Origin of the sequence: Kutzneria sp. CA-103260 (genome assembly GCF_018263855.1) — a bacterium.
Classification (GTDB): domain Bacteria; phylum Actinomycetota; class Actinomycetes; order Mycobacteriales; family Pseudonocardiaceae; genus Kutzneria.
On sequence record NZ_CP073318.1, the window covers coordinates 1248352 to 1267950 of the forward strand.

Annotated in this window: 17 protein-coding genes; 11 read left to right on the forward strand and 6 right to left on the reverse strand. The window is 71.1% G+C overall.

The window, feature by feature from the left end; translation table 11 throughout:
• Positions 1–58: 58 nt before the first annotated feature.
• Entirely contained in the window at positions 59–895 is an 837-nt protein-coding gene (locus tag JJ691_RS05475; RefSeq protein ID WP_211767702.1) for a patatin-like phospholipase family protein, read from the reverse strand.
• Between the two features lie 87 nt (positions 896–982).
• Here JJ691_RS05475 and JJ691_RS05480 point away from each other — a divergent pair, with 87 nt between their 5' ends.
• Positions 983–1405 carry a pyridoxamine 5'-phosphate oxidase family protein gene (locus JJ691_RS05480; protein ID WP_211767703.1) on the forward strand — a complete coding sequence of 141 codons (423 nt, stop codon included), beginning with the start codon at positions 983–985 and terminating at the stop codon, positions 1403–1405.
• Between the two features lie 132 nt (positions 1406–1537).
• The gene (locus tag JJ691_RS52080; protein ID WP_211767704.1) at positions 1538–3121 is read left to right on the forward strand and encodes a sensor histidine kinase; all 1584 of its coding nucleotides are present in this window, start codon (positions 1538–1540) and stop codon (positions 3119–3121) included.
• On the opposite strand, the gene JJ691_RS05490 is transcribed toward JJ691_RS52080, so the two are convergent.
• Complete coding sequence (locus tag JJ691_RS05490; RefSeq protein WP_211767705.1) at positions 3118–3762, reverse strand: response regulator; 645 nt, start codon at positions 3760–3762, stop codon at positions 3118–3120. The two genes, JJ691_RS52080 and JJ691_RS05490, sit on opposite strands and share 4 nt — an antisense overlap.
• 138 nt (positions 3763–3900) lie before the next feature.
• On the opposite strand from JJ691_RS05490, the gene JJ691_RS05495 reads away from it, so the two are divergent.
• The 4 genes from JJ691_RS05495 to JJ691_RS05510 all read left to right on the forward strand — a co-directional run bounded on the left by JJ691_RS05495 (position 3901) and on the right by JJ691_RS05510 (position 8536).
• Positions 3901–4821, forward strand: a complete 921-nt coding sequence (locus tag JJ691_RS05495; RefSeq protein ID WP_211767706.1) for a hypothetical protein — start codon at positions 3901–3903, stop codon at positions 4819–4821.
• A gap of 44 nt (positions 4822–4865) precedes the next feature.
• On the forward strand, positions 4866–6251 hold the full coding sequence (locus tag JJ691_RS05500; protein ID WP_249227703.1) for an MFS transporter: 1386 nt from the start codon (positions 4866–4868) through the stop codon (positions 6249–6251).
• Between the two features lie 156 nt (positions 6252–6407).
• Positions 6408–7016 carry a TetR/AcrR family transcriptional regulator gene (locus tag JJ691_RS05505; protein ID WP_211767707.1) on the forward strand — a complete coding sequence of 203 codons (609 nt, stop codon included), beginning with the start codon at positions 6408–6410 and terminating at the stop codon, positions 7014–7016.
• Complete coding sequence (locus tag JJ691_RS05510) at positions 7013–8536, forward strand: FAD-dependent monooxygenase (protein WP_211767708.1); 1524 nt, start codon at positions 7013–7015, stop codon at positions 8534–8536. Before JJ691_RS05505 ends, JJ691_RS05510 begins: the two co-directional genes overlap by 4 nt.
• On the opposite strand, the gene JJ691_RS05515 is transcribed toward JJ691_RS05510, so the two are convergent.
• The gene (locus JJ691_RS05515) at positions 8437–9144 is read right to left on the reverse strand and encodes a class I SAM-dependent methyltransferase (RefSeq protein WP_211767709.1); all 708 of its coding nucleotides are present in this window, start codon (positions 9142–9144) and stop codon (positions 8437–8439) included. The genes JJ691_RS05510 and JJ691_RS05515 overlap by 100 nt on opposite strands.
• A 127-nt stretch (positions 9145–9271) precedes the next feature.
• Here JJ691_RS05515 and JJ691_RS05520 point away from each other — a divergent pair, with 127 nt between their 5' ends.
• Complete coding sequence (locus JJ691_RS05520) at positions 9272–10246, forward strand: chitinase (protein ID WP_211767710.1); 975 nt, start codon at positions 9272–9274, stop codon at positions 10244–10246.
• Here JJ691_RS05520 and JJ691_RS05525 read toward each other — a convergent pair.
• Entirely contained in the window at positions 10243–11184 is a 942-nt protein-coding gene (locus tag JJ691_RS05525; RefSeq protein WP_211767711.1) for a threonine ammonia-lyase, read from the reverse strand. The genes JJ691_RS05520 and JJ691_RS05525 overlap by 4 nt on opposite strands.
• 68 nt (positions 11185–11252) lie before the next feature.
• Between JJ691_RS05525 and JJ691_RS05530 the strand changes: the two genes are divergently transcribed.
• Entirely contained in the window at positions 11253–12140 is an 888-nt protein-coding gene (locus tag JJ691_RS05530) for an NAD(P)/FAD-dependent oxidoreductase (RefSeq protein ID WP_211767712.1), read from the forward strand.
• On the opposite strand, the gene JJ691_RS05535 is transcribed toward JJ691_RS05530, so the two are convergent.
• Positions 12097–13101: an Lrp/AsnC family transcriptional regulator gene (locus JJ691_RS05535; RefSeq protein ID WP_249227704.1), complete on the reverse strand. Its 1005-nt coding sequence runs from the start codon at positions 13099–13101 to the stop codon at positions 12097–12099. The two genes, JJ691_RS05530 and JJ691_RS05535, sit on opposite strands and share 44 nt — an antisense overlap.
• A 71-nt stretch (positions 13102–13172) precedes the next feature.
• On the opposite strand from JJ691_RS05535, the gene JJ691_RS05540 reads away from it, so the two are divergent.
• The 3 genes from JJ691_RS05540 to JJ691_RS05550 all read left to right on the forward strand — a co-directional run bounded on the left by JJ691_RS05540 (position 13173) and on the right by JJ691_RS05550 (position 15951).
• On the forward strand, positions 13173–13952 hold the full coding sequence (locus tag JJ691_RS05540; RefSeq protein ID WP_249227705.1) for an inositol monophosphatase family protein: 780 nt from the start codon (positions 13173–13175) through the stop codon (positions 13950–13952).
• 191 nt (positions 13953–14143) lie between these two features.
• Positions 14144–14773 carry an esterase/lipase family protein gene (locus JJ691_RS05545; protein ID WP_249227706.1) on the forward strand — a complete coding sequence of 210 codons (630 nt, stop codon included), beginning with the start codon at positions 14144–14146 and terminating at the stop codon, positions 14771–14773.
• Between the two features lie 47 nt (positions 14774–14820).
• Positions 14821–15951, forward strand: a complete 1131-nt coding sequence (locus JJ691_RS05550) for a TolB family protein (protein WP_211767713.1) — start codon at positions 14821–14823, stop codon at positions 15949–15951.
• Between the two features lie 37 nt (positions 15952–15988).
• On the opposite strand, the gene JJ691_RS05555 is transcribed toward JJ691_RS05550, so the two are convergent.
• A complete protein-coding gene (locus tag JJ691_RS05555; protein WP_211767714.1) occupies positions 15989–19465 on the reverse strand; it encodes an ABC transporter substrate-binding protein in 3477 nt (1158 codons plus the stop codon).
• Positions 19466–19599 lie beyond the last annotated feature (134 nt).

Here is a 19599-nt window from a genome sequence, read left to right on the forward strand (position 1 = left end):
AACTGCAAGTGTGACAGCGACCACAGTGGTTCGGCTGTCCGCCGAACGGGCAGTCGGATCAGCGCCAGAAGGCGGCAATCTCGGTGGCCAACGCGGCGCCCTGCCGCTGGGCGGCGGTGGCGGTCGGCGTGCGGACGGCCGGGTCCAGCGGGTTGGCGCCCATGGCGGCCAGCACCTCGGCGTCCGGCGTGACCACGAGCACGGTGGATCCCTGTGACCGCAACGACTCCACCTGGTCCTCGAGGTCCGTGACGCCCTCCATCGCCATGGCCTGCAACACCAGCACGACCTCGTGTCCGGCGGCCAGGTCGGCGTTCTCGGCGCTGCGCACCCCGCCGTCGACGTAGCGGGTGTCGCCGATGGTGACCGGGGGCCACACCGCGGGCACCGCGCAGCTGGCCGCCACCGCGTCCACCAGGCCCACGCCGCTGTCGCGGTCGAAAACCCTTTCCTCACCGGTGTTCGCGTCCACGGCGACGATCAGCACCCGCTGCCCGTCGGGCCAGGCGTCGACCGGCACCCGGGCCTCGATCACGGCGTGCCGGTCGGCCTCGCTGACCGTCTCGGCGAGCAGCGCGATGCGGCAGATCTGGCGACGCAGCGCGGCCCGGTCGGCCGGCGCCTGCTCCAGGCCGAACAGCTGGGCCATCTTCTCCATGTCGATGTCGGCCGCGATCTCCGGCGCCTGCTTGGCCGGATCCACCTGCCGCGCCAGCAGTTCCGCCAGCGGCAGCCCGCTGGCCAGCTGCGCGGCCACCGCCGAGCCGGCCGAGGTGCCGACGACCAGGTCCGCGTCCCGTACTGTGACCCCAGCCTCGTCCAGCCCGGCCAGCAGCCCGATCTCCCAGGCGATGCCGGCCACACCGCCACCACCCAACACCAGTGCGTGTCCCATTGTCGGATCATCCCAGGGTCGAAGGTCCCGGCCGAACGGGCCTCTTGTCGCTGTCGCCGTGGCCGGTTCCGGTCGACGCTGGGCCCCATGAGTCTCGATCAGTCCGCCACCGGGACCGACTCGACCGGGCTCGCCGTGTTGGACGACGCGGAGTGCCTGCGGCTGCTGGCCACGGTACCGCTGGGCCGGATCGCGGTCAGCGACCGGGCCCTGCCGTCGGTGCTGCCGGTGTACTTCCTGTTGCTGGGCCGGGCCGTGCTGCTGCGGGTGTCCGGCGCCGGCCGGCTGGCCGCGGCGACGCGGGCCACGGTCGTGGCGTTCGAGGCGGACGAGATGGGGCCGACGGGCGGCTGGAGCGTGCTGGGCATCGGACGCACCCGGCCGGTGCGTCCGGACGAGCGCGCTGCGGCGGGTGGCCTGCGACGGTGGGGCGTCGGCGAGCACGACCGGTTCGTGGCGGTCGGGCTGGAGATGCTCACCGGACGCCGGCTGCGCCCGCCGACAGGGTGATCGGCTGACGACCGTTCGGCGGTCACGCGGACGGCGTCGGATCTGGATCATCATGGGGTCGCGGGGCGGAGCTGGAGTGAGGTTGTGCGGGAGCGGAGACCCGGGTCTGCGCGTTCGGAGCGGTTGCAGGGGTTGCTGGACGCTGTGTTGTCGGTGTCGGCCGGCATCGAGCTGGAGTCGACGCTGCGGCGAATAGTGCGGGCCGCCGTCGACCTGGTGGACGCCCAGTACGGCGCATTGGGGGTGCTCGGCCCCGACCGTGAGCTGGCCGAACTGGTAGAGGTGGGCTTCGACGAGCGGACCCGGCGGCGCATCGGCGCGCTGCCCAGGGGGCACGGGTTGTTGGGCGTGCTGATCCACGACCCGAAGCCGTTGCGGCTGGACGATCTGACCAAGCATCCGGCGTCCACCGGCCTGCCGCCGCACCATCCGCCGATGCGAACGTTCCTCGGCGTGCCGGTGCGGGTCCGTGACGAGGTGTTCGGCAACCTGTACCTGACCGAGAAGCGGGATTCCGGCGGGTTCACCGAGGAAGACGTGTCGGTGGTGGAAGCGCTCGCGACGGCGGCCGGGGTGGCCGTGGAGAACGCGCGGCTGTTCGAGCAGAGCCGGCGGCGGCAGCGTTGGCTGGAAGCGTCCTCGGAGGTGCGGGCCGAGCTGCTGGCCGGCTGCACCGCGACTGACGCGCTGCAGATGGTGGCCAACCGGGTGCGGGACCTGGCGGTGGCCGACCACGCGCTGATCCTGTTGGTGGACGAGGAAGACGATGTGCTGCGGGTGCACTCGTACGCCGGCCCCGGCGGCCCGTCCCTGGTCGGCCGGCAGCTGGCCGACGGGGATTCGGTGCTGGCGGCGATCACCCGTGACGGCGTGCCGCGGCTGATCCCGACCCTGGCCGAGGCGCTGGGCGGCGAGCTCGGCCCCGACGCCGCCGGCTTCGGGCCGGCCGTCGCGGTGGCGCTGCGCTCGGCCGGCGGGGCCACCGGTGTGCTGATCGCCGTGCGGGACAAGGGATCCCGGCCGCTGGAGCCATCCGAGGTGCCGCTGCTCAGCTCGTTCGCCGACCAGGCCGCGGTGGCCATCGAGTTCGCCGAGAAGCAACGCACGCAGTGGCTGCTGGCCGTGCTGGCCGACCGCGACCGGATCGCCCGCGACCTGCACGACCATGTCATCCAACGACTTTTCGCCACCGGTCTGGGGTTGCAGGGCACGCTGCGCCGCGCCGCCGACCCCGACGTGCGGGCCCGGATCCAGAAGGCCGTCGAGCAGCTGGACGAGACCGTGCGGGAGATCCGCACGTCCATCTTCGACCTGCACACCTCCGGCGGCAACGGCATGGAAGGCTTGCGCCGCAGGCTGTTGGACACTGTGGCCGAGCTCACGGCCGATGCCACCCCCACCCCGTCGGTGCGGATCTCCGGCGCCGTCGACACCCTCGTGCCGCCCTCGGTGGCCGAGCACGCCGACGCCGTCGTGCGGGAGGCGCTGAGCAATGCCCTGCGGCATGCCGGCGCCACCGAGCTGACCCTGGCCGTGGACGCGGGGGAGGACCTGGTCATCCGGGTGGGTGATGACGGGGTGGGCATACCGTCGGATGTCCGGCGCAGCGGGCTGGCCAACCTCGCCGAGCGGGCCCGCGCCTGCCGCGGCACGTTGGACGTGGTGGCGCGGGAAACCGGCGGCACCCTGCTGACCTGGCGGGTCCCCCTCCCTTAACTCTTGTCACGGCTGCGCAACTCCGTGGCCAGCACGGCGACCTGAGTGCGGCGCTGCATGCCGAGCTTGGCCAGCAGGTGCGAGACGTAGTTCTTCACGGTCTTCTCGGCCAGGAACATGCGTTCGGCGATCTGACGGTTCGTCAGCCCGTCGCCGATCAGCTCCAGCACGGTCCGCTCCTGATCGGACAGCTCGCGCAGCGGATCGGCGTCGTCGCGCTGGCGGCGCAGGCGGTTCATCAGGGCGGCGGTGGTGCGACCGTCCAACAAGGACTGACCGCCGGCCACGGTGCGGATCGCGGCCAGCAGGTCGTGGCCGAGGACCTGCTTGAGCACAAAACCGGCGGCCCCGGCCATGATCGCGTCGAGCAGGGCCTCGTCGTCGGAGAACGAGGTGAGCATCAGGCAGTGCAGCTCGGGCGTCCGGGTCCGCAGCTCACGGCACAGCTCCACCCCGTTGCCGTCGGGCAGGCGCACGTCCAGCACCGCGACGTCGGGCCGGGTCGCGGGGATCCGCGCCAGCGCTTCGGCGGCGGAGGCGGCCTCGCCGCAGACCAGCAGGTCCGGCTCGTCGTCGAGCAGATCGGCGATGCCGCGCCGCACGATCTCGTGGTCGTCGACCAGAAACACTCGGGTGGGCACACCCAACCCTAGTCAGCGGCCCGCGAACCGTGGCAGTGTCCAAGGTCCTTCGCGGAAGAAGTGAACAAGACGTGGCCTGGAGGCGTCTTCACGTTCGGGAGTGATCTCAGGCAGACCGGCGACGTTCGGAGGACCGTTGTGCTGACCCGGCGCAATTCCGGTGACCAGTGGACCAAGTTCGAGGCGACCACGCTGCTCAACGCCATTCGGCACGCGCCCGTGCTACACCCCGAGCGGCCCTACGTGCTCCAGCTGGGCGAGCGGGCCGCGTCCCTGTTCGAGCTGGGCCCGGGCACGCGTTACGAGCGCGCCGGCGTGAACCGGCTGCTCTACTGCGGCACCGCCCTGGCCAACCTGTTCCTGGCCATGCGGGTGCTGGGCTGGCGCTCGACCATCGAACTGGCCGGCGACGGCACGGCCCCGGACCTGGTGGCCACCGTGAAGGCGGTCTCCCCGGCGCCGGCCACCGACCGCGAGACGCTGCTGCACCGCCAGATCGAGCGGATGCCGCCGTACTGGGCCGAGCCGGCGGAGTGGGTGCCCGACCTGGCGGCGGTGGCCAAGCTGGTCGCCTCCAACTGGTGCCCCGGCACCGAGTTGCGGCTGCTCAGTGACCGGGCCGCGGCCATGGAGACCGCTCGCCTGGTGTTGCACGCCGGCAGACGGATGGACGGCGACCGCTGGTGCGCCGACGAGCTCGCCCCGTGGCTGGAGCCGCAGCAGACCACGCCGGTGGCGCAGGTGACGGCCCAGCTCGGGCCGCTGGCGACGATGTCGGCCGAGCCGTACGCCGACGCCGTGTGCTCGATCGCCGCGCGGCTGGTGGCCGACCCGGTGCTGGTCGTCACGACCAGCGGCGACACCCCGCGCGACCACATACTGGCCGGGGCGGCGATCCAGAACGCCCGGCTGGCCGCGTCGGCATTCGGGCTGGCGGTCCGGCCGGTGACCCGGCTGATCAAGCTGGACGAGGTGCGCGAGGGTCTGTCCCGCCAGCTCGGCCGGGGTGCGCACCCGCACGCGCTGCTGCGGATCGGGGGCCTGCCGACCACCGTGTGAGAAGGTTTTCTAGCCGGCCCGGATCACCGGCTAGGTTGCTGGTCGTGAGCAGTCGACTGGTCGCGGTCATCGTCGCGGGTTCGTTCTTCATGGAGCTGCTGGACGGCACCGTGATCAGCACGGCGCTGCCGGGCATCGCCGGCTCGTTCCATGTCGGCGCGGTCGACGCCGGCCTCGGCGTCACGGCGTATCTGCTGACCGTGGCGGTGATGATCCCGCTGAGCGGCTGGCTGTCGGAGCGGTTCGGGGCGCGGCCGGTGTTCTGCGTGGCGATCGTCCTGTTCACGCTGGCCTCGGTGCTGTGCGCCGCCTCCCAGACCCTGTTGGAGTTCGTGCTGGCCCGGGTGCTGCAAGGGGTCGGCGGGGCGATGATGGTGCCGGTGGGGCGGACCGTCGTGCTGCGAGGCGCCGCGAAGGCGGACTTGATGGCGGCCACGGCCATCATCACCTGGCCCGGCCTGATCGCCCCGGTGCTCGGCCCGCCGGTCGGCGGTGTGATCACCACCTACGCCTCATGGCGCTGGATCTTCCTGATCAACGTGCCGCTCGGCGCGATCGCCCTGGTGGCGGCACTGCTCGTGGTGCCGGCCTCGCAGCGGCAGCGGCGGCCGTTCGACGGGCTCGGGTTCGCGCTGAGCGCGGTGGCCATCGCCTGCCTGGTGTACGGCCTCGACCAGGCCGGCGGCGGGTCGAACTGGCTGCTCACCGTGGGTCTGCTGGTCATCGGCCTGGCCGTCGGCGTGGTGGCCGTCCGGCACGCGCTCCGGCATCCGACACCCTTGTTGGACCTGTCGCCGCTGCGGATCCGCACGTACGCCGCGACCTCGGCCGAGGGCTCGCTGCTGCGGCTGGCCATCAACATGGTGCCGTTCCTGCTGCCGCTGCTGTTCCAGGTCGGCTTCGGGCTCAGCGCCGTGACCTCCGGCCTGCTGGTGCTGACCGTGTTCGCCGGCAACCTGGTGATGAAGACGATCACCACCCCGACCGTGCGACGGTTCGGCTTCCGGCGGGTGCTCGTCGGCAACGGCCTGCTGGTCGCCTTGTCGCTGGCGGCCTGCGCCCTCTTCGGGCCCTCGACGCCGTACTGGCTGATCTCGGTGGTGTGCTTCCTCGGCGGCGCGTTCCGGTCGCTGGAGTTCACCGGCATCAACACCCTGGCCTTCGCCGACGTCCCCGCCTCGGCCATGAGCGCCGCCAGCACCGTGAACGCCACCATCACCCAGCTCGCCACCGGCATGGGCGTCGCCATCGCGGCGACCGTCGTGCACGTCGCCGCCGGCGGGAGAGTGCCCACGGTGCTGGACTTCCGTATCGCCTTCCTGGTCGGCGCGGCGATCGCCCTGGTCGGCACCCTGCTCTTCCTCCGCCTCTCGCCCACCGCCGGCTCCGTCGTCAGCGCCGGCCGCCCCCGAACCCCCGCCCGCCCCTAACGCTCCCGCCTTTTTTGCCACATGTGGTCCACATGTGGCTGTGGAAGTCGACTGTGGCGCACATATGGCGTTTGCTTTCGGGAAGATTGCCAGAGTGGTAAGATTGCGTTTGTGGAAATCTTGCCGAGTTGGCAAGATTGGGGGTACTGTTGCGTCATGACGGGGTTGCGGGAACGGAAGAAGCGTGAGACGCGGTTGGCCCTGAGCCGGGCGACGATCGGGCTGATCGTCGAGCGGGGCTGGGACGAGGTCGCGGTGGAGGACATCGCGGCGGCGGCCAACGTCTCCGAGCGGACCTTCCGCAACTACTTCAGCAGCAAGGCGGAGGCGGTCGCGGCCAGCCACCTGGAGCGGGCGCTGGTCGTCGCCGACGAGCTGCGCACCCGGCCGGCGACCGAGCCGCTGTGGCCGGCGGTGGTCGACGCGGCCCGGAAGAGCCTGAGCGGGGCCCCGGATTCGCCCCGCGACGAGGGGCACATGGAGCGGGTCAAGCTGGTGCTGGCCCACCCGTCGCTGCACGCCGAACTGCTGCGGGCTGACGACATCGCCAAGGACGAGCTGGCGGCGGCCATCGCCGACCGGGTCGGCCTGGACGCCGAGCGGGACCTGTTCCCGCAGCTGGCGGCGTCGGTGGCGACCGCGGCGATCGCCACCGCCATGCGGCACTGGATGGTCAACGACCCGAACGGGTCGGTCATCGAGGCGCTGGAACGAGCTTTCACGGAAATCGGCCGGGGACTTCCCGTGCCGGAGGGGGAGTCATGAACGTTGTCATCTCGGGCGGCGGCCCCAACGGGTTGATGCTGGCCTGCGAACTGGCCCTGGCCGGGCAGCGGCCGGTGGTGCTGGAGCGGCTGCCGGAGCCGAGCGTCGAGCCCAAGGCCAACGGACTGGTCGGCGAGGTGGTCCGGCTGGTCGACCACCGCGGCCTGTACGAGGCGCTGGCCGCCCGGCCCGGCCCGCCGCAGCCGAACAGCGGCTTCTTTCCTTACGCGGGCATGTATCTGAACCTGGGGCTGCTCGACCGGAGCCCGCTGCACGTGCTGCCGGTGCCGCAGCGGAAGATCGTCAACGTCCTGACCGAACGGGCGTTGGCCCTCGGGGTGGAGATCCGCGCCGGCCATGAGCTCGTCGGCCTGAGCCAGGACGACGACGGCGTCACCGTGCGGGTCGACGGACCCGACGGCCGCTACGAACTGCGGACCCAGTATCTGGTCGGCGCGGACGGCGCCCGCAGCGCGGTGCGCAAGCTGTGCGGGATCGATTTCCCCGGCGTCACCTACGACCGGACGACTCTGCGCATGGCGCACGCGATTGTGCCGCCGGACTGGATTGACCCGGCCACACGAGGACTGAAAATACCCGGCCACGGCATCGCGTTGCCGTTCATCGGCATTCGCACCGAGCAGGGCAATTTCTCCTATGCGCCACTGCCGGATCACCCGCCGACCATCGCCACCACCGAGTGGGACCAGCCGGAAAGCGACGAACCCCTGACCATGGACGAGATGCGGGCCAGTGTGCGCCGGGTGCTCGGCGTGGACCTGCCGCTCGGCGAGCCCACCGGCGACGGGCCGCACCTGCTCAACCGCCTGGCCAAGGGCAACACCCGGATCGCCGAGCGGTTCCGCGACGGCCGGGTGTTCCTGCTCGGCGACGCCGCGCACATCTACTCGGCCGGTGGCGGCGGCCTGAACCTCGGCATGCAGGACGCCGCCAACCTCGGCTGGAAACTCGCCGCCGCCATCGCGGGAACTGCCCCGGACGGCCTGCTCGACACGTACGACCGTGAGCGGCGCATCGCCGCCGAGCGGCTGGTCGTCCACGCGTCGGCGACCGCCGCGATGGTCGCGCCCGGCAGCGACGTCACCGCGCTGCGCACGTTGTTCGGTGAGATGCTGGCCGACCCGTCCGCGGTGAAGCGGGTTGCGGAACTGATGGCTGGTACGGACATTCGGTACGACATGGGCATCGCCGACGCGCATCCGCTGGTCGGCCGGTTCGCGCCGCCGATGGACCTGGTGACGCCGGACGGCCCGGTCCGCCTGGCCGAACTGGCCCGCACCGCCCGCCCGCTGCTGCTCGATTTCACCGGCACGCTGGGGCGGTTCCAGGGCCCGGTGGACGTGATCACCGCCGAGCCGGTGGACGGCCTGCCGGCCGCGATGCTGATCAGGCCGGACACCTACGTGGCCTGGGCGTCGGACGAACCCAGCGCCGAGGGATTGGCCGACACGCTGGAGCGCTGGTTCGGTTCTCGGACAGTGGCCGTGAACCAGCTCTGATCCTCGGTCAGCCACCGCTCCAGCCGCAACCCGACGGCGGCCAGTTCCTCTTCGACGTCCGATGTGGACAGTCGAAGCGCGGTGAAGGCGTGCTCCCAGTGCTGGTCCGCGGTGTCGTACTGGGCCGTCGCGGAGAGGAGATCGCCGTCGCGGACGATGTCCTTGGTGGTGACGGTGACCGGTCCGATTTGGCGGGTGCCGGCGTCCATGGTGTCGAACCAGGCCGGCGGGGTCCACTGCACGATCACCGGGCCGTCGGCATGATAAGCCGCCGTGGCCAGGAATGCCCGCCGTAGCGCCGTTTCGGGCGTGTTGAGCAGATTGCTGGCCAGCAGGACGGCGTCGAAGCGGCGACCCAGTCGCAGCGTCTCGATGTCGGCCAGCACCGTCTCGGCATTCCGGACATGGGCCAGCATCTCGGCCGAGTTGTCCACCCCGGTGACCGGATGTCCCAGCGCCGCAAGCGGTAACGCGATCCGGCCGGCGCCCGTGCCGAGGTCCAGCACGGTCGCGCCGGCCGGGATCGCCTGGTGGATCACCTCGGGCTCGCCGGCCGGCGGTAGCAGCGCGTAGAGCTCGACCGTGCAGCCGTCACGAGTTGTCGTCATGTCAACCCCTTGTTAATACGTGAACATCCATTGTGGAACGGCGGATCGGCGGCGTCGACCCTTGACACCGCGAGTGGTCTAGTCCACCGTGACAGGTCCCTGCCCGGACCCGAGGATGTGACCCTGCATGAAGCGAATCACCACGGCGCTGGCCGTGTCCGCCTTGGCCGCCCTGGCCTGCGCCGCGCCGGCCCAGGCCGCGCCGCACGCCTTTCCCGGCAAGTTCTTCGCGCCGTACGTGGACACCGGCCTGAGCAACGTCACCCTGACCCAGGTGGCCAGCAGCTACGGCACCAAGTACTTCACGCTGGCCTTCGTTGACGGCGCCGGCTGCAAGTGGTCGATGCCGAACAGCTCCGGCTGGCAGCAGCAGGTCAGCGACCTGCGCGCGGCCGGCGGCGACGTGATCATCTCGTTCGGCGGCTGGACCTCCGACAACGGCGGCACCGACCTCGGCACGACCTGCTCGTCGCCGGAGGCCGCGGCCGCGCAGATCGAGGACGTGGTGACCACGTTCAACGCGCCGCGCCTGGACTTCGACATCGAGTCGACGGCGATCACCAACGCCACCGACGTGGACCGCACCACCAAGGCCTTGGCCCAGGTGCGCAGCTGGGCCAGCAGCAGCGGCCGCAGCCTGGCCCTGGACTACACCATCCCCACGTTGCCGACCGGCCTCACCGGCGACGGCACGAAGCTGCTGTCCACCGGCAAGGCCAACGGGTTCACGCCGGACGTGGTGAACGTGATGTCCATGGACTACGGCACTTCCGGCACCGAGATGGGCGACGCGTCCAACTCGGCCCTGGACGCGGCGGCCGGTCAGGTCGCCTCGGCGTTCGGCAAGTCCAGCGCCGACGCGTTCGCGATGATGGGCAACACGCCCATGATCGGGCAGAACGACAGTGCTGGCGAGGTGTTCTCGGTGGCCGACGCGGCCAGTGTGGTGTCGCACGCGCAGTCGAAGGGCGCCACGCTGCTGTCGTTCTGGGCCGAAGGCCGGGACAACGGCGGCTGCGCCGGCAGCACCACGGCCTCGTCCACGTGCAGCGGCGTGAGCCAGGGCGACGGCGACTTCACCAAGGCGTTCCAGCAGTTCTAAGTCCAAGCGACAACATCCCTGAAAGCGGCGTTGCCGCCGCACAGCACCAGACCGAGTCGGGCGTCGGGGCCCACCTTGTCCAGCACGCGGCGTGCCGCGGGCAGCAGGCACCCGGCGGCCGGCTCGGCCCACACCTTGGCGTGCTCGGCCAGCTCCACAACTCCTTGCACGGCTTCGGAATCCGACACCAGCAGCACGTCGGTGACCAAAGTGGACACAATGTCGTAGGGCAGCTGCGCGGTTTTCGGCACGCCGAGCGTGGTCACGATCGACGACAGCTTCGTCGGCACCGGGCCGCCGGCGGCCAGCGCGTCGGACATCGTCCGCGCCCCTTCGGTTTCCACGCCCCACACCCGGATCCCCGGCCGCAGGGCAGTCAATGCGACGGCCACCCCGGAGATCAGCGCACCACCGCCTATGCTCACCAGGACATCGGTCAGCTCGCTGGCGTCCTCGCCCAGCTCCAGGCCCACGGTGCCCTGTCCGGCCAGCACGACAGGGTCAGCGAACGGGTGCACGTTGGTCAGGCCATCGCGCTGGAGTTCCTCCATCAACGTGAACGCAGCCACGACGTCGTCGGTCAGCCGCACCTCGGCCCCGGCCGCACGGGTCGCCTCGACCGACCGGGCCGGCGCTGCCTTCGGCATCACGACAGTCGCGTGGATCTTGAGCGCCTGGGCCATCAGCGCGACAGCGATCGCGTGGTTGCCGCCGCTGACCGCGACGACCCCGGCGGCGCGCTCAGCGTCGGTCAGCGTGAGCATCTTCGCCGCCGCCCCGCGGACCTTGAACGAGCCGCCGAGCTGGAGCAGCTCCAGCTTGGCCGTCACCGGCGCGCCGAGCAGCGCGGACAGGCCGGGGCTGGGCAGGGTCGGCGTGCGCAGCACGTGCCCGGCGATCCGCTCGGCCGCCGCCTCGATGTCCCTGATGTCGACCACAGCCGCTCCTTTTGCGAAAACAGCAACATCCTTTGCCGGTTGCTCTCGGCGGTCCGCATCATCGTCATATGAACGATAGCTACGACGTGATCGTGATCGGCGGCGGAGCCGCCGGACTGAGCGGGGCCCTGACGCTGAGCCGGGCCCGCCGGTCGGTGCTGGTCATCGACGCCGGCCGGCCGCGCAACGCCCCGGCCGGGCACGCCCACAACTACCTGGGCCGCGAGGGCGTGAACCCGTTGGAGCTGCTGCGCATTGGCCGTGCCGAGGTCGAGGGCTACGGCGGCGAGATCCGCACTGGCGAGGCCGTGAAGGCGGCCAGGACCGCCACCGGATTCACCGTCCAGCTGGCTGACGGATCCACTGTGGATGGTCGGCGGCTGCTGGTCGCCACCGGCCTGACCGATGAACTGCCGGACATCGCCGGCGTGGCCGAGCGGTGGGGTGTCGACGTGCTGCACTGCCCGTACTGCCACGGCTGGGAGGTGCGGGACCAGAGCATCGGCGTGATCGGCTGCACTGAGATGTCCGTGCGCCAGGCCCTGATGTGGCGGCAGTGGAGCGCCGACATCACCTTCTATCCCAACGATGTCGTCGAGCTCGACGACGTGCAGCGGCGCCAGTTCGATGCCCGCGGGATCCGGGTCGTGGCGGGCAAGATCAGCAGCCTGGACGACCTGGACCACCAGGCCTTTGTCGTCGCGGCGAAGGTCCGTTCCAACGCTGAGGTGCTGGCCGCGCTTGGTCTCGACACCGCCGAGAACGTGGCCGGCACCTATGTTCCGGCCGACGGCGAGGCGACGGAGATTCCCGGCGTGTGGGTGGCCGGCAACGTGACCAACCAGGCGGAGCAGTTGATCGGCGCGGCGGCCGCCGGGGTGCGGGCCGCCGGGGCGATCAACATGGACCTGATCACTGAGGAGACGGAAGCGGCCGTGGCCGGTTTGGCAGTGTGATCTTTTTCGGGCCCCGCGCCGATTCAGGCCGCTTCACCGCCCGACCCACCAGCACCGTGTCGACCGACGTCACCCTGAGCGCGCCGAGGTCCTGGGTGACCAGCCGGTACAGCTCGCCCAGGTCTCGCACCCACACCGCAACCTGGAGGTTGGCCTGGCCGGTGGTGGCGACCGTGCCGTGCGCGGCCGGATGTGCGGCCAGGGTTCGGCCGACTTCGTCCAAACGGGACGGTTTGACCTGGATCCACAGGTTGGCGTCGACCATTAGTCCGGCGCGGCGGGGATCGAACAGGACCTGGGTGCGCAGCGCGCCGTTCTGGGTGAGGGTGGCGATCCGGCGGCGCACGGTCGACTCCGGCAGGCCGGTCTGCGCCGCCACGGCAGCCGCCGGGGCTCGGGCGTCGTCGTCAAGGGCGTCCATAATGGACTCGTCTGTTGTGTCCACTGCGGATTTACTGGACGGGTTCGTTGTCAGGGCGGCGCGTTCGTCGGGGGTGAGCACGTCGAGCCGCCAGTCGGTGGCCTCCGAGAACACGTGCAGCACGGTCTTCGCCTCCACCGACGTGACCGCCGACGTCGCCGGAAGTTGGTTGTACAGCAGGCCGCCGCGGACGCCGGCCCGGGTGAGCATGACCGCGCTGATCTCGTCGCCGGCGGCGGTGAGGTCGATGAAGGGGACATCGTCGCGGGCCGCGAGGGCCGCGGCGACGGCGTCCACCTTGCCCCGCAACACCTTGATGCGCAGCAGCACCCCGACCAGGTCGGCCGGGCGCTCGCGGACCGTCGTCACCCGGATCGTGCCCGCGCCGAGCAGCGTCGCCCAGCGCCGGCGGACCAGTCGGGTGCTGATGCCCAGCACCTCGCCCGCCCGCTCCGCGGCCAGTCGCCCGTCGCACTGCAACGCCGCGATCAGCCGTAGATCACGGTTGTCCAGGACCTCAGTCGCCACATCTGACGTCACGGAGTCCAGTTTCGCTCAGATTTGGCTCCAGCGACAACGTCCGGCGCTCACTCGGGGCGAGAGTTGGGGGCATGGAACTCCTGCCCCAGCTCACCGAGGCCGCCGAGGCCGTCGCCACCTTCGTCGCCGCCTGGCCCGTGCCGTCGGTCAAGCCCGACTCGATGCCCGAGTTCGCCGCCCTCTTCGGCGAGCTCGACAAGCAGTCCTCCGCCCTGCTCGCCGAGCACCTGGATGCGTTGCGCCCAGGCGTGCCGTGGGCGGCCGAGATGCGCACCGAAGTGCCGGAACGCGGCGAAGTCTGGATCGTCGACACCGTTGACGGTGCCGTGCAGCTCTTGCAGGGGCTGCCCCAGTGGTGCGTCAGCGTCACCCTCGTCCGGGACCGCGAGCCCGTCGCCACCGTGCTGCATTCCTTGGTGCTGGGTGCGACCTACGCCGCCGAACGCAGCCGCGGCGCCTTCCGCAACGGCTCGCCGATCACGCCCTCCACCAAGACCGACCTGTCCGTCTGCCTGGTCGCCACCAGCCAGCCGCCCACCGTCGCCGACGAGCCCGTCGCCATCGCCGCCGCCGGCCGCTCCCTGTCGGCCGTGCTCCCTCATGTCGGCGCTGTCCGAAACCTCGGCCCTACCACCTGGCAGCTCGCCGACACCGCCGCCGGTCGTATCGACGCCTTCTGGGAGTTCGGCCTCGATGAGGCCAACCTGCTCCCCGGCGCGCTGCTGGCCCGTGAGGCTGGGGCGCTGGTGACGAATCTGGACGGGCAGGACTGGAAGGTGGGGGACCGGTCGTTCCTGGCCGCGCCGGCCGGCCTGCACGGGCAGCTGCTGGCATTGCTCGCGCAGGGATGACGGTCGGTTGCCGGCATTCCCGTCCGCACGGATGATGAAGTGTGAGTTGGCGAGCCCTGAGTCCCCGGCGGCGATTGTTATTCGCGCTGGTCGCGGCGGTTGTTGTGGCGATCGGGGTGGTGGTCGCGATCCAGCTGCTTCCTGGTCCGGCCACGGCCGTCCGCACTGATCAGCCGGGGACCGTGATTCTGGTGCCGGGTTTCGGGGGCGACCGCGACTCCCTGCAACCTCTGGCCGACCGCATCCACGCCGACGGCCGGCAGGCGGAGGTCCTGACGCTACCTGGCGACGGCACCGGTGACTTGCTCCAACAGGTTTCCGTGCTGGACAAGGCTGTCAACGACGCGTTGCGAGCGGGCAGCCCGTCGGTGGACATCGTCGGTTACTCGGCCGGGGGCGTTGTCGCGCGGCTGTGGGTGGCCGACGACGCCGGAGCCAAGAAGGCCCGGCGGGTGATCACTCTCGGTTCTCCGTTGCACGGCACGCAACTTGCCGCCGCCGGCAACGCGCTCGCCCCCGGCGCCTGCCCCACCGCCTGTCAGCAGCTGGCGCCCGGCAGCCCGATCCTCGCGCCCATCGGCGGCGCGGCCGGGCTGCCGTGGCTGTCGATCTGGACCGAGGACGACCAGACCGTCACCCCGCCCGACACCGCCCGCCTGCCCGGGGCGATCAACCTGCCGCTGCAACAACTCTGCCCCGGTGTGCGGGTGTCGCACGAGCAGCTGCCGACCGATTCCCGGGTGATCGCCCTGGTCCTGGCCAGCCTCGGCCAGGCGACGCTCAGCGCACCGGCCGAATGTCCTAGGGAGGGTGTTTCGTAGGGAATGTCCCGATGCTCGGCGGTCATCAATCCCGACAAGCTGGAGCAATGAGACGTATCGTTACGGTGCTGGCAGTGGTGGCGCTGACGCCGGCCGGCCTCGCCCACGCCGACTCGGCCGCGACAACCCTGGTCAGCGTGGCCGCCGACGGCACTACCCCGGCCGGCGGCAGCGGCGAGCCGTCGATCTCCGCCGACGGCCGGTTCGTGGTGTTCAGCTCGTACGCCTCGAACCTGGTGCCGGGCGACACCAACCGGCGGTCCGACATCTTCCTGCACGACATGCGGACCGGCGCGACCAGCCGGCTCACCACCGGCTCGGTGGGCGACCAGGCCAACTCCGACAGCTACACCCCGGTGATCTCGGCCGACGGATTGTTCGTCGCGTACTACTCCGCCGCGAGCAACCTCGTCGCCGACGACACGAACGGCACGCACGACATCTTCGAGTACAGCCGGCAGTGGAACACCACCACGCGGGTCAGCGTCGACTCGAACGGCACGCAGGCCAACGGTTTGAGCTGGCAACCGGCCATCTCCGCGGACGGCCGCTACGTCTCGTTCGCCTCCGACGCCGACAACCTGGTCCCCGGGGACACCAACCACGCCGGCGACGTGTTCGTGCACGACTTCCTGACCTCCCGCACCGATCGGGTCAGCGTCAACGCCGACGGCCAGCAGGGCGACAGCGTCAGCCGGTTCGCCCGGATCTCGGCCGACGGCCGCTACGTCGTCTACAACTCGTACGCCTCGAACCTCGTGCCCGGCGACACCAACGACGAGAGCGACATCTTCCTGTTCGACCGGCAGGCGTCCACCACCACCCGGATCGACCTCGACCCGGCCGGCCGCCAGCTCAGTCACGGCACCTCGCCCAACGTCTACCCGACCATCTCGGCCGACGGCCGGTACATCGCCTACGAGTCCGGCGCGGACAACCTGGTGCCCAACGATGTCAACTACGCGTGGGACGTCTTCCTCTGGGACCGCGCCACCGTCACCACCGCCCTGGTCAGCGTCGCCACCGACGGGACCCACGGCGACGGCGGCTCCGGCGAGCCGTCGATCTCGGCCGACGGCCAGCACCTCGCCTTCGAGTCGGTGGCCAAGAACTTCGCCCCCGGCATGCCCGATTTCGGTTACAGCTACAACGTTTTCGTCCGCGACCTCGCCGGCTGACCGCGCGGCCCGGGCGGCGCCTCGCACGCCGCCCGGGTCAGCAGGTGGACTCGGCGCTGAAGGGGTGGCCGTCGGACCAGACCAGGGTGTTCAGGGTGGTGGAGCCGTCGGGCCCGATCTGCATGATCGGCATCACCTTGTCGACCGGATTGCCGTCGTGGAACGCGAGGTAGCCGCTGGCGCCGGGCACCGCGTTCTGGCAGTGCAGCCCCAACACGAACGGGGCGATGGAGTTGACCGAGCGCACGTCGCTGGCCCGGCGTATCGCGGTGGCGGCGGTCAGCGCGGCGTCGTGCGCCATGATGGCGAAGCCGTCGGTGAGATCCGCCTCGGCGAAGCCGTTGGCGGCGAAGGCCTTGTCGAACTCGGCGTAGTTGCTGGTCTCGGCGGCGTAAGGGGAGCCGCGCCACTCGTCACGGGTGGCGAGCGCGGTGTAGAAGAGCCGGACGGAGCCGTTGGCCGGCAGCCGGAGGTCGGTGTCGCCGACGATGTTGGCGGCGTCGTCGCCGGTGTACACGTCGATCGGGCCGAGTCCGCACGAGCCGGCGTCGGCCAGCGTGGCCAGGAAGGACTTGAGGTCGGTGCCGCGGCCGGCGAAGTAGACGACGTCGGGGTGGTCGGCGCAGATGTCGCCGTGCATGTCGGCGAACTGCTGCTGCACGTAGTCGGCGCGGGAGCCGGTGGTCCCGGCCGGGAACTTGTACCGCTCGCTGAAGTACTGCCGGTGCACGGTGGCGACGAACGCCTGCGCCAGCGTCATGGTGTAGCTGTCGTCGGGATCGTCGTCGGCGACGAGCAGGATCTTCCGGTCCGGCCGGTCGAAGCTGTTCGCGGCGGCCCGCACCTCCTGGGTGTTGGTGGGCGCGATCCGGAAGAAGTTCTCGATCCTTCGCCCGTCCGGGGCCAGGTTCATGCTGTCCGCGGTCTCGCTGGGCCCGATGGTCGCGATGCCGGCCGCGGACAGCTGGCTGGCCGCGGACCGGGTGGCGATGCGGCTCTCGGCGAGACCGACGACCGCGACGATGTGCTCTTCGGCCTGCGCCGCCTTGATCGCGTCCACCGCGGCCTGCTGGCTCTCCGCGGCGGGGCCGAAATTGGCCAGCAGCAACCGGATCGGCGGCGTGGTGCCGCCGGCGGCGGAGGTGTGGTCGGCCCGCCACACGGCGGTCTGCACGCCCTCGATGTCATGCGTGGTCTCGTGCAGCCCCTCACTGTCCGACTGCGGATCGGGAGTCATGTCGTCCAGCAGGACGATCGTCGCGTACGGCGCGGACCGCGGCGGATTGGCCGCGTACACCTGCCGTTCCAGCGCGGCCAGCGGATCGTCGCTTCGGAAGGCGGCGCCGTCGCGGTTCAGCCCGACGCACACCGAGGGCTCGGCGCCATCGGTCAGGCCGCGGCCGCAGGTCCGCCACGGGGCGAAGTAGGTCAGGGCGGCCACCAGCACGGCGGCGGCGCCGACGGCCACGGGCGGCAGGTATCGGCGCAGGCGGGTGCGCGGCGTCAGCAGGCGTGGCGCGGTCGCCGCCATGACTCCGCGCTCCATCAACGGGTCCGAGGCCCGGCTGCCGGCGTTGTGCAGCGCGGAAGTGTCGGGCTTGCGCGAATGGGGCGGCAGTTCGTGGCGGTAGGCGTGCTCGACGATCTCCCGCTCGTCCGGCGGCACGGTGAACATGGTGGTGGACAACCAGTTCGCCACCACCAGCCGGCTCACCACGTTGCGCACCACATCCCAGTCCCGGCCCTGGCCAGCCTCCTTGACCAGCTTGGTGAACAGCTGTTTCACGGTGCTGTCCAACGGCAGCGCGTCCGGCGCGCGGCAGACCATCTCCAGCCGGTCCACCCACGCCTGGTGCGGCTCCTCGTCCTCCGTCTCGAATGTCTCCACGAAGTCGTCCACCACGGCGGCGACGTCGCCCAGCGCCAGGTGGCAGTAGGCGCGGCGAGCCCGGTCGGTGCCGAAGTCGTTGAGCAGCACGGTGAACTGCTCTTCATACGAGGGAAGCCCGGGATCCGGCTCGCGATGGGTGAGCGCCAGCACGAGATTGCCGGCGATCCACGGGTGCAGCACGGCCGGATCAGCGGTGGCGCTGCCGTCCCGCCGTTCCATCGCCCACAGCGCGGTGCGCAGCTCGGTCAGGATCCGCCCGACATTGCGGTGGTTGACCCGCATGGACGTCCGCGGCAGCAGCCACGGCGCGGTGGCGAACGGGGCGGCGCTGACGAACTCCTCGATGCCGAGGTCGGGCGCGTGCTTGGCCAGGCCGAGATCGGTGAGACGGCGCTGCCACGGATTGTCGGCCGGCCCGAGCACATCCCGGGCGCCGGGCGTCAGCGTCGTCTTCTCCAGCAGCGGCCGAATGCTCTCCACCGCCGCCGGCAACCCGCCGGTGGCCCGTCGGGCGAGCAGGGCCGCGGTGGAATCCTCCTGCACCCCAATGATATGCGCGGTCTCGCGTAGGGTGAGCGGCTCCAGCAGCACCGGGTAGTACGGGTGCGAGCCGGCCCAGTCGTGGTAGCCGGCGTCCCGACACCGCCGCACCGTCCGCGCCGGCGGCCGGCCGGCCGCCGGGGACAGCCACGGCGGGCGCCATTCCGGCTCCCAGCCGGAATTCCACCGCCCGCTGGTCGCCATCACGAGCAGCGGGTCGTGCGCGGTCGGGTCGTGTCCGAGCGCCCGCTCGCGGGCCGCGGTCAGGTCACGCAGGAACCGTTCGCCGTCGGGATGGTCGGTGTTGTCCAGCAGCAGCAACCAGTTGTGCCAGTGTCGGGGCCGTTTCGGCTGCCCGCAACGGCATTCGCTGCCCATGTCGGCCTTGGCCAGCCGAGCCTGGCTCTCCCGCGTGTCGGCGAGGAACGCGGCCAGCAGCCAGACGTCCCGGCCGGCGGCGGGCAGCCGGTTCAGGTCGAGCAGCGCGTCGTACGGGTCGTCGGCGCGCGGGTCCGGATGGTCGCCGTGCCAACGGATCGCGCGCCGTAATGACTCCCGGCCGGCGGCCTGCACCAGCTCGGGCAGGCCGCGCTTGAGCAGCGCCCCGACGGTGGTGTCGAGGATACGCGCGTCCACCGCGGCGTCGACGAGGGTGCTCAGCGCGTCGGCGATCCACGACGGTCGCTGGCGGCTGGTGTACTTGGCGAACTCCGCCCGAAGCTTGTCCTTGGCCCGCCGGTGGTCCAGGCCGGCCAGCGGAGTCTGCACGGCGATCAGCCCGGCCGCCAGTCGGGCGAACCGCGGCCGGCCGCGCTGCGACCACTTGCGGCTCAGGTCGAACGCCAGCTGTGCCAGCACTTCCATGGTGTCGGTGGGGGTGGCGCGCTGGAAGTCGTAGCCGGCGTGCACCACGTCGAGGCCGCAGCTGTCCGAGATGGAACGCAGCGTCCAGCTCTTGCCGGCCCCGGTCGGGCCGAGCAACACCACGATCGGCTGCCGGCGGCGAGGGCCGCGGACGTCGCGGTGCCACAGCAGTCGCGCGGCCAGCGCGGTGGCCGGTGGCAGCCGTCTTTCATCGGGCACAGTTCCCTCCCGGCGGGAAATCGGCGGCGTCGTGGAATCGCTGGTGTTTCCATGTAACGCCGATTCGCCGAAAAGGACACGGGGATGGTGATCGCATCACCCGAACGGCCGGTGACTCCGGGACCAGTCCCGGA

Coding starts and splice junctions, on each gene's coding strand:
- JJ691_RS05475 (WP_211767702.1), bottom strand. CDS start 895: ATGGGACACGCACTGGTGTTGGGTGGTGGCGGTGTGGCCGGCATCGCC.
- JJ691_RS05480 (WP_211767703.1), top strand. CDS start 983: ATGAGTCTCGATCAGTCCGCCACCGGGACCGACTCGACCGGGCTCGCC.
- JJ691_RS05505 (WP_211767707.1), top strand. CDS start 6,408: ATGACGGGGTTGCGGGAACGGAAGAAGCGTGAGACGCGGTTGGCCCTG.
- JJ691_RS05510 (WP_211767708.1), top strand. CDS start 7,013: ATGAACGTTGTCATCTCGGGCGGCGGCCCCAACGGGTTGATGCTGGCC.
- JJ691_RS05515 (WP_211767709.1), bottom strand. CDS start 9,144: ATGACGACAACTCGTGACGGCTGCACGGTCGAGCTCTACGCGCTGCTA.
- JJ691_RS05520 (WP_211767710.1), top strand. CDS start 9,272: ATGAAGCGAATCACCACGGCGCTGGCCGTGTCCGCCTTGGCCGCCCTG.
- JJ691_RS05530 (WP_211767712.1), top strand. CDS start 11,253: ATGAACGATAGCTACGACGTGATCGTGATCGGCGGCGGAGCCGCCGGA.
- JJ691_RS05540 (WP_249227705.1), top strand. CDS start 13,173: ATGGAACTCCTGCCCCAGCTCACCGAGGCCGCCGAGGCCGTCGCCACC.
- JJ691_RS05550 (WP_211767713.1), top strand. CDS start 14,821: ATGAGACGTATCGTTACGGTGCTGGCAGTGGTGGCGCTGACGCCGGCC.